The following is an 8,390-nucleotide window of genomic DNA, read 5'->3' on the forward strand; positions in this document are numbered from 1 at the left end:
GCAGGCTGCGCCCGCTAGCCTCCGACGGGCGGCGCCGGAGCGCCGGCGCGCTGTCGCGCTTGCGAGCCCGTGGGGCTCGGTCCGGGTGGCAGTTTCGATGGCGCCGGCCATCGGTCCCAGCGCCGATTCTGCCGCGTCATGGGGCAGCCGCTGTGCGGCATTTGGACTTTCAAGAAATCTTGATTGCCGTTCCGAACCGGCAAAACGCTCCATCGAATCAATTCCTTCACCGCCCCCGCAATCGACGCTGAATGCGGTGCGTGCCTTGCCGCGCGTTGTCGGCCGGCACTACCCATGGTCTACTTTTGCCATCGGCCGGACGGACCGGCCGCCGCGATCGGGGATCGCCAAAGATGTCGGCATGCACCCAATGGGTCCGAACGGGCCTCGGTCTTTTTCTCCTGGCAGCGCTCGCGCTGGCGCCCGCTCCGGCGGCTGCGACGGAGGTGGCGCTGGAGCTCGTTCTCCTCGCCGATGCCACCGGTTCCATCGACAACGACGAGATCCGCTTCCAGCGAAAGGGCTATGCGGAAGCGATCACCGACCCTGCCGTGGTCACGGCGATCCGCAACACGCCACACGGCCAGATCGCGGTGACCTATGTGGAATGGGGCGATTCCCAGTCCCAGGACATCGTCGTCGGCTGGACCGTGATCGACGGTCCGGAAAGCGCCGCAGCCTTCGCCGAGGCGCTTATGATCCCGCCGCGCAAGGCGCATGGCTACAACGCCATCGGCACCGCCCTCTTGCTCGGCATGGCGTTGATCGAGAACAACGACATCCAGGGCTTCCGCAAGGTCATCGACATTTCCGCCGACAGCGCCAACAGCTGGTCGGGCCCGAGCATCGAGTCGGCGCGGGCGACGGTGGTCTCTTCCGGCATCACCATCAACGGCCTTGCCGTTCTCTGTCGCCACTGCATCTCCGGCCGGCCGGTCTCCTACGACCTGGAAGCGGCCTTTGCCGAGAAGATCATCGGCGGGCCCGGCGCCTTCGTCGTCACCGCCGACAGCGCGGCGACGTTCGCCAACGCGGTGCGGCGCAAGCTGATCATGGAAATCGCCGGGGATCCGCAGCCAAAGCGGATGGCGGAAACCGAGACGAACGTGAGGGCGGATTGACGGGGCGCGACACGCGGGCGTTTTCGCATCGATCGGAAATGGGGTAGGGGATCGGACACCCTCGCCGCTTTGAAAGGCTGCCCGCTTTGTCCGCGTTCTCTGCCCTTTGCCGCATCGCCGTCGCCCTCATGCTCCTTGCCGCTATCCCGCTGCCGTCATCGGCGGCCGAGGACACGGTTGCTCTCAAGGGCGTGCTGCTGCGCAACGGCGATGGCGGCGCCCGGCCGATCCGCGAAGTTCTGTCGGACAAGGGCCCGACCATCGTCCATTTCTGGGCGACCTGGTGCGTTCCCTGCCGAAAGGAACTGCCCTCGGTCGACCGCTTCGCCGCCGACCTCGACAAGGCCGGCAAGGGCGGCCGGCTGGTGGTCGTCTCGGTCGACCGGTTTCCCTATGCGACGATCGCGCGGTTCCTGTCATCCGAACTCGGACTCGGGCTGCGGACCTGGCAGGACGCGGAACGCAAGACCGGCAGCGCCTTCCGCATCTTCGGCTATCCGGCAACGCTGGTCGTAGACAGGGCCGGCACCGTCACCTGGCGCCATATCGGCCCGCTCGACTGGGACGACGGAAACTTTCGCAAGGCGCTTCTTGCCAGGATCGGCATCGCCGACTGACGGCCCGCTTTCGCGGCGGCGGGCGCCGCCTATTGCCCGGAAGACGGCGTGTCGACGGTGGCGGCGGTGCGGGCGCGGCTGTTGCGGTCGCGGGCGTCCTGCATGCGCACCGCGCGGCGGCGCTGGTATTCGCGCACGAAGCGCAGCGAGATCGCATAGGCAAGCCAGCCGCACAGGATGGTCCAGGGAATGGAGCCGATGAGGAGCGGCACGCCCCAGCCGGTAATCAGGGTTTCGATCCAGTTGAGGAACTTGTCCCAGAACCCGGCATCGGTCGCGGTGCTGGTCGTGAACAGCTTGTGGAAGCCGTCATAGCCGCTGATGTCGTCGAAATGGCCGAGCAGGACCTGGCCGGTGACGTAGTAGACGTAATAGGTCGGGATGATGGTGACGATGTTGGTGGTCCAGGTCCAGGCCAGGCCATTGACCAGGGAGAACTCCCAGCGCAGCGCCTTTTCGGCGATGATCCAGGTGATCAGCACCGCCAGCATCTGCAGGCCGAAGACAGGAACCATCGCCCAGATCGTACCGATCATGACGCCGCGGGCGGTGAACTCCGGCGGATGCGGGCTGCGGATCATGGGAATATGCAGCTTGTAGCGGATCATCCGGCGGGTACGGTCGAGCCAGCCGTTCTCCCGACGCGAGTTGCCGTTTCCGTTGCGGATGCGCTGGTTGATCTTCGCCATTTAGCGTCAGTCTTGCCGGAGAGGAGGCCGGAACCGGCCGCCGCAATATGCGACCGGAGCCCATTCCGTCACTCAATCTAGTTCATTGGATGACCATTTGGAGCGTAGAAGCTTTAAAAAGCGGTTTGCTGCCGAAAAAACAAGGGTTCATGCGAAACATCGGGTGAATATGAGGCGTCAGGAGGGCGGTGCCGGAAACGGTTGGCAAGGGCGGCCGGTCTGCGGCTAAGATCACCCCAACAAGAGCAAACAAAGACCGGGGGGACCACCATGACCGCAGAGGATGCCGCAGCGCTCGACGATCCGACGCGCCGGCTCGTCGTTTCCGACATCACCGTCGCCACCGTGCGCGAGGCCCTGACGAAAGGCTTTCGCGATTTCAGGGCCGCACCGCTGATCGGCGCCAGCGTCGGGCTGTTCTTTGCCGCGGGCGGCTGGATCATCTTTTACATGGTGGAGTTCGCCGGGCTGATCTTCCTTGCCTATCCGACGGCGGCGGGCTTTGCCCTCATCGGCCCGTTCACCGCGACAGTCCTTTACGAGGCCAGCTTGCGGCTGGCGGCCGGGCAGCCCGTGCGCTTCGGCGCGACCTTCGCCGACGCGCTGAAGAAGGGCCGGGAGCGGCTCGGCTGGCTGCCGATGATCACGCTGTTCGGCTTCATCATCTGGCTCGATGTCGCGGCCGCGCTCTATGCCATCTTCTTCGGCGTCAAGTCGCCGGAGATCCCGCAGCTCTTCATCGACATCCTGACGACGCCGACGGGGCTCCTGTTTCTCGTCGTCGGCAACGCCATCGGCGCCTTCTTCGCCGTGATGCTGTTTTCCATCAGCGTCATGTCCTATCCACTCTTGATGGACCGGGGGATCGATCCGGTGACGGCGATCATGACCAGCGTCAAGGCGGTGAAGACCAATCCGGTGCCGCTGATCGGCTACGGCTTCTTCGTCGCCGTGACGCTCGCCGCCTCGACGCTGACGGGCTTCCTCGCCCTCCTCGTCGTCATGCCGCTCCTGGGCCACACCACCTGGCACCTCTACAAGGCGACGGTGCATGTGGAAGAGATCGGCTGATCGCCGGGCTCAGATGCAGCGGCCGCCGTCGACCTCCAGGCAGACGCCGGTGAGGAAATTCGCCTCGTCGCTGACGAGGAACGCCGCGGCATTGGCGATGTCCGCCGGCGTAGAGAGCCGGCCGAGCGGCACCGTCGCCTTGAACGCGGCGCGCTTTTCCTCCGTGTCCTCGCCCATGAAGAGGGCGAGCATCGGCGTCTCGCCGGCGACCGGGTTGAGGGCGACGACGCGGATGTTGTCGGGCGCAAGCTCCACCGCCATCGCCTTGGTCAGGGTGATCGCCGCGCCCTTGGAGCCGTTGTACCAGACAAGGCCCGGCCGCGGCCGGACGCCGGCCGTGGAGGCAATATTGAGGATGACGCCGCCGCCGCGCACTTTAAGGGCCGGCACGCCGGCAATGGCCGCGTTGTAGATGGACTTCACATTGACCGCGTAGATGCGGTCGAACTCGTCCTCGGTCACCTCCAGCAGCGGCTTGTTGCGGTGGGTGGTGCCGGCATTGTTGACGATGATGTCGAGGCCGCCGAAGGCCTTGACCGTCGCGTTGACCATGGCAGCGACGTCTTCGGACTTTGAGACGTCGGCGCGGCAGAAGCGGGCAGCCGCGCCGATATCCCCAGCGACGCGCGTGCCGGCCTCTTCGTTGATGTCGGAGATCAGCACCTTCGCACCCTCTGCGGCAAAGCGTCTTGCGATCGCCTCGCCGAAACCCGATGCGGCGCCGGTGACGACCGCGACCTTTCCCTCCAGTTTCATTTTTGTCCCTCCCTTTTGATTGTTTTTTTCGATCAAACCTCCGGATCGCGGTGGCAGGCAATCCTCGCCCCATCGGAGACCGGTCGCAATTTCGGCGCCTCGGCCACGCAGCGCTCGAACGCCAGCGGGCAGCGCGGCCGGAACGCGCAACCGGCCTCGGGCGGCAATGGTGCGGCTGCCACATGCTTCGCCGCTGCGGCAAGTCGGGCCTTGCGGCGCGCCGGATCGGGCTTCGGTACCGCCTCGATCAGCGCCCGCGTGTAAGGATGGCGCGGGCGGGAAAACACTTCCGGGCTCGGGCCCTCCTCGACGATGCGGCCGAGATACATCACCGCAACGTCGTCGGTGACGCAGCGCACCACGTTGAGGTCGTGGCCGATGAACACATAGGCGAGGCCGAACTCGGCCTGCAGGTCGTTCATCAGGTTCAGCACCTGGGCCTGCACCGAGACATCGAGAGCCGAGACCGCCTCGTCGGCGACGATGAGGTCGGGCTTCGTTACGAGCGCACGGGCGATGGCGATGCGCTGGCGCTGGCCGCCGGAGAATTCGTGCGGGTATTTCGCCGCCGCCGAGGCCGGCAGGCCGACGGACTGCAGCACTTCGGCAACGCGCATGCGCCGGCGCACGCGGTCCGTCTCCGGCTCCAGCGAGCGCAGCGGCTCGGAGACGATGCGCGCGACCTTGTGGCGGGGATCGAGCGAGCCGTAGGGGTCCTGGAAGATGATCTGGAGGTGGCGGCGCAGCGCCTTCAACTCGTCCGCCGGGGCGGCAAAGAGGTCGGTGCCATGGAGCCGCACGGTGCCGGCGGTCGGGCGTTCCAGGGCGAGGATCAGGTGGGCCAGCGTCGACTTCCCGCAACCGGATTCGCCGACGATGCCGAGGCTGCGGCCGCGCTCCACCGTCAGGTCGACGCCGGCCAGCGCCCGCAGTACGGGCCGCTCGCCGAAGAGCCGCCGGCGCGGCAGGGCGTAGTCGCGGATGAGGCCTTCGACGGCAAGCAGCGGGGTATCGGTCATCGCACCCCCTCCCCGGCCGCCAGCGGATGGAAGCAGGCAACGCCGTGGCCCTCGGCCAGCGCGATGCGTGGCGGCGGTTCGATGCAGGCGGGTGTGCGGCGCGGGCAGCGGCCGGCAAAGGGGCAACCCGTCGTCCGCTCGCCCGGCTCCGGCACCGTCCCGGGGATTGCCGCAAGCCGCGGACGGCGCACATCCGGGTCGATCTCCACGGCATGGGGCGAGGCGGCAAAGAGGCCGGCCGTATAGGGGTGGGCCATGCCGGCAAAGAGCCGTTCCGCCGTTCCTTCTTCGACGATCCTGCCGGCATACATGACCAGCACCCGCTCGGCGGTTTCCGCGACGATGCCGAGGTCGTGGGTGATCATGACGAGCGCCATGTTGGACGCCGCCGTCACCTCAAGGATGAGGTCGAGGATGCGGGCCTCTGTGGTGACGTCGAGGGCCGTCGTCGGCTCGTCGGCGATCAGGAGGTCCGGCTCGCAGGCAAGGGCGATCGCGATCATCACCCGCTGGCGCTGGCCGCCGGAGAGCTCGTGCGGATAGAGCGACGGCGCAAAGCGCGGCGCCGGCAGGCCGACGCGGTCCAGCAGCTCGCGCACCCGGTCGGCCCGCGCCCGCCGGCCGAGGGCGAGATGGAGGGCGAGCCCTTCGCCGACCTGGTCGCCGATGGTTCTGACCGGATTGAGCGCCGTCATCGGCTCCTGGAAGATCATCGCGATCCGGCGGCCGCGAAGATCGCAGAGGGCTGGTTCCGGCAACGTCAAAAGGTCGTCGGCGCCAAGCCGGATATGGCCGCGCACGGATGCTCCCGGCGGCAGGAGCCCCATGACGGCCAGCGCCGTCATCGACTTGCCGCAACCGGATTCGCCGACGATGCCGACCGCCTCGCCCGGCGCGACGGAAAACGACACGCCATCCAGCACATGGGCCGGACCGGCCTTGCCCGGAAAGGTCACCGTCAGGTCGCGGACATCGAGCAACGCCATCGCCTTACCGCCCCCGCCGCAGGCGCGGGTCGAGCGCATCGCGCAGCCCGTCGCCGAGGAGGTTGAGACCCAGGACCGAGAGCGTGATCGCCAGCCCCGGATAGATGGCGAGTTGCGGCGCCAGGTAGATCAGGGTCTGGGCCTCGTTCAGCATGCGGCCCCAGCTCGGGTTCGGCGGCTGGGTACCGAGGCCGAGATAGGAGAGCCCGGCCTCGGCAAGGATCGCCAGCGCGAACTGGATGGTCGCCTGGACGAGCAACAGGCCGGCGATGTTGGGCAGCACGTGGTCGAGCGTGATCGCCAGCCGGCTGCGCGCCGCGGCGCGGGCCGCGAGCACGAATTCGCGCTTCCAGACGCCAAGCGCTGCGCCGCGCGAGAGGCGGGCGAAGACCGGAATGTTGAAAAGGCCGATGGCGACCATGGCATTGACCGCGCCGGGACCGGCGAGCGCGGTGATCATCACGGCGGTCAGGAGCGCGGGAAAGGCGAAGGCGAAATCGTTGAGCCGCATCACCGCCTCGTCGATCCAGCCGCCGCGGGCGGCGGCCAGCGTTCCGAGCGGCACGCCGATGAAGATGCCGATGCCGACGGCGATGACGGAGACGAGGATGGAGTTGCGCGCGCCGACCATCAGCATGGAGAGGACGTCGCGGCCGAACTGGTCGGTGCCGAGGAGGTGCTCCGCGCTCGACGGGGCGAGCCGGCCGGCGATGTCCATCGCGGTTGCCGAATAGGGCGTCCAGAGGAGAGAGAGGGCTGCGGTGAGCGCCAGCGCCAGGGTGATGGCGCCGCCGATCAGGAAGGACCGGCTCTGCGCGGCGCCGGCGATCAGTTCGCGGACCCGCTCAGCGACCATCGACGACGCTCCTGAGGCGCGGGTCTAGCACCCCATAGGCGAGGTCGACGAGGAAGTTGACGACGATGACGCTGACCGCAAGGAGCACGATGACGTTCTTGACGACGATGAGGTCGCGCTGGGCGATCGCCTGGAAGATCAGCCGGCCAAGGCCGGGCAGCGTGAAGACGCTCTCGATGATGATGGTGCCGGCTATGAGGAACGAGAACTGCAGGCCCATGATGGTGACGACCGGGATGAGCGCATTGCGGACCGCATGGCGCCAGAGCGCGGCCGATTTCGTCAGCCCCTTGGCGCGGGCCGTGCGCACATAGTCCTCGCCGAGGGTTTCCAGCACGGCGGAGCGCGTAACGCGGGCAAGGATCGCGGCCTGGGGGAGCGCCAGGGCGACGGCAGGGAGCGTGAGCGAGGCGAGCGCCGGGCCGAGCCCCGCCTCCCAGCCGGCAAAGCCGCCGGCCGGCAGCCAGCGCAGGGTCACGGCAAAGAGCATGATGAAGAGGAGGCCGAGCCAGAAATTCGGCACCGCGACGCCGATCTGGGAAAAGCCCATGACGGCGGCATCGACCGCGCTGCCGCGCCTTGCTGCGGCCGTTACGCCGAGGGGGATGGCGATGGCCGTTGAAAGAAAAATCGCAAAAAGGGCGAGCGGCAGGCTGACGACGGCGCGCTCCAGGATCAGTTCGGAGACCGGGACGCCATAGGTGTAGCTGGTGCCGAAATCGCCGACTGCCATGCCGATGATCCAGGAAAGGTAGCGCTCCGGCGCGGGACGGTCGAGGCCGAGGTCGTGGCGCAGAGCCGCCACCGTCTCCGGCTGCGCGCCGACACCGAGCATGACTTCGGCCGGATCGCCCGGCAGCACCTCAAGGACGGTGAAGACGACGAGGGAGGCGACCAGCACCGTCGCCAGCATGACGGCAAGACGGCGGAGGAGGAACCGGGTCATGGGGCGGGCCGGGCGGTGGGCCGGAGGATTTGGCGAGGACGTGCCCCAAGCACAGTCGTCATCCCGGCCCCGGAGCCGGGACCCATTGCCCCTGTCATCACGGTATGCCCTGCCTTGAGGGAATCGGGCGGTCGCGCGGATGCCTTTCCCCGACCAGCGTCGCGACGGCATACCGTGCCGAGACGGGCATTGGGCCCCGGGTCAAGTGTTTGTCCCGGGGAGATGATTGACAGGTGTTCGGGGACATGGCTGACAGTCATTGATGATCGTTTCGGGTATGGTTGAGGTCAATGGTTGCGATATGCGTTGCACCGAAGCAGACGCGATAG

10 protein-coding genes are annotated in these 8,390 nt (G+C 67.4%); 3 read left to right on the forward strand and 7 right to left on the reverse strand.

Going from position 1 to position 8,390, the window contains the following annotated elements; translation table 11 throughout:
* On the reverse strand, nucleotides 1–213 hold a 213-nt coding region (locus tag CH339_RS25030; RefSeq protein WP_210207393.1), incomplete at its 3' end, for a hypothetical protein.
* Between the two features lie 140 nt (nucleotides 214–353).
* Between CH339_RS25030 and CH339_RS23135 the strand changes: the two genes are divergently transcribed.
* Nucleotides 354–1,121, forward strand: coding sequence for a DUF1194 domain-containing protein (locus CH339_RS23135; RefSeq protein ID WP_111436779.1), 768 nt, complete (start codon nucleotides 354–356; stop codon nucleotides 1,119–1,121).
* Between the two features lie 86 nt (nucleotides 1,122–1,207).
* Nucleotides 1,208–1,738, forward strand: a complete 531-nt coding sequence (locus tag CH339_RS23140; protein ID WP_111436780.1) for a TlpA family protein disulfide reductase — start codon at nucleotides 1,208–1,210, stop codon at nucleotides 1,736–1,738.
* 29 nt (nucleotides 1,739–1,767) lie between these two features.
* On the opposite strand, the gene CH339_RS23145 is transcribed toward CH339_RS23140, so the two are convergent.
* Nucleotides 1,768–2,427 carry a DUF2062 domain-containing protein gene (locus CH339_RS23145; protein WP_111436781.1) on the reverse strand — a complete coding sequence of 220 codons (660 nt, stop codon included), beginning with the start codon at nucleotides 2,425–2,427 and terminating at the stop codon, nucleotides 1,768–1,770.
* Nucleotides 2,428–2,697: 270 nt separating this feature from the next.
* On the opposite strand from CH339_RS23145, the gene CH339_RS23150 reads away from it, so the two are divergent.
* Entirely contained in the window at nucleotides 2,698–3,498 is an 801-nt protein-coding gene (locus CH339_RS23150; protein ID WP_111436782.1) for a DUF2189 domain-containing protein, read from the forward strand.
* 9 nt (nucleotides 3,499–3,507) lie between these two features.
* On the opposite strand, the gene CH339_RS23155 is transcribed toward CH339_RS23150, so the two are convergent.
* From CH339_RS23155 to CH339_RS23175, 5 genes are read right to left on the reverse strand one after another with little or no spacing between them, the layout of a single operon-like run.
* Nucleotides 3,508–4,254 (reverse strand): SDR family oxidoreductase, encoded by a 747-nt coding sequence (locus CH339_RS23155; protein ID WP_111436783.1) that lies wholly within the window; start codon nucleotides 4,252–4,254, stop codon nucleotides 3,508–3,510.
* A 32-nt stretch (nucleotides 4,255–4,286) separates the two neighbouring features.
* Complete coding sequence (locus CH339_RS23160) at nucleotides 4,287–5,273, reverse strand: ABC transporter ATP-binding protein (RefSeq protein ID WP_111436784.1); 987 nt, start codon at nucleotides 5,271–5,273, stop codon at nucleotides 4,287–4,289.
* Nucleotides 5,270–6,259 (reverse strand): ABC transporter ATP-binding protein, encoded by a 990-nt coding sequence (locus CH339_RS23165; protein WP_111436787.1) that lies wholly within the window; start codon nucleotides 6,257–6,259, stop codon nucleotides 5,270–5,272. Before CH339_RS23165 ends, CH339_RS23160 begins: the two co-directional genes overlap by 4 nt.
* Nucleotides 6,260–6,263: 4 nt before the next feature.
* The gene (locus CH339_RS23170; protein WP_111436785.1) at nucleotides 6,264–7,115 is read right to left on the reverse strand and encodes an ABC transporter permease; all 852 of its coding nucleotides are present in this window, start codon (nucleotides 7,113–7,115) and stop codon (nucleotides 6,264–6,266) included.
* Entirely contained in the window at nucleotides 7,105–8,061 is a 957-nt protein-coding gene (locus CH339_RS23175) for an ABC transporter permease (RefSeq protein ID WP_111436786.1), read from the reverse strand. Before CH339_RS23175 ends, CH339_RS23170 begins: the two co-directional genes overlap by 11 nt.
* Between the last annotated feature and the right edge of the window lie 329 nt (nucleotides 8,062–8,390).

This window comes from Rhodobium orientis, from assembly GCF_003258835.1.
Taxonomy (GTDB): Bacteria; Pseudomonadota; Alphaproteobacteria; order Rhizobiales; family Rhodobiaceae; genus Rhodobium; species Rhodobium orientis.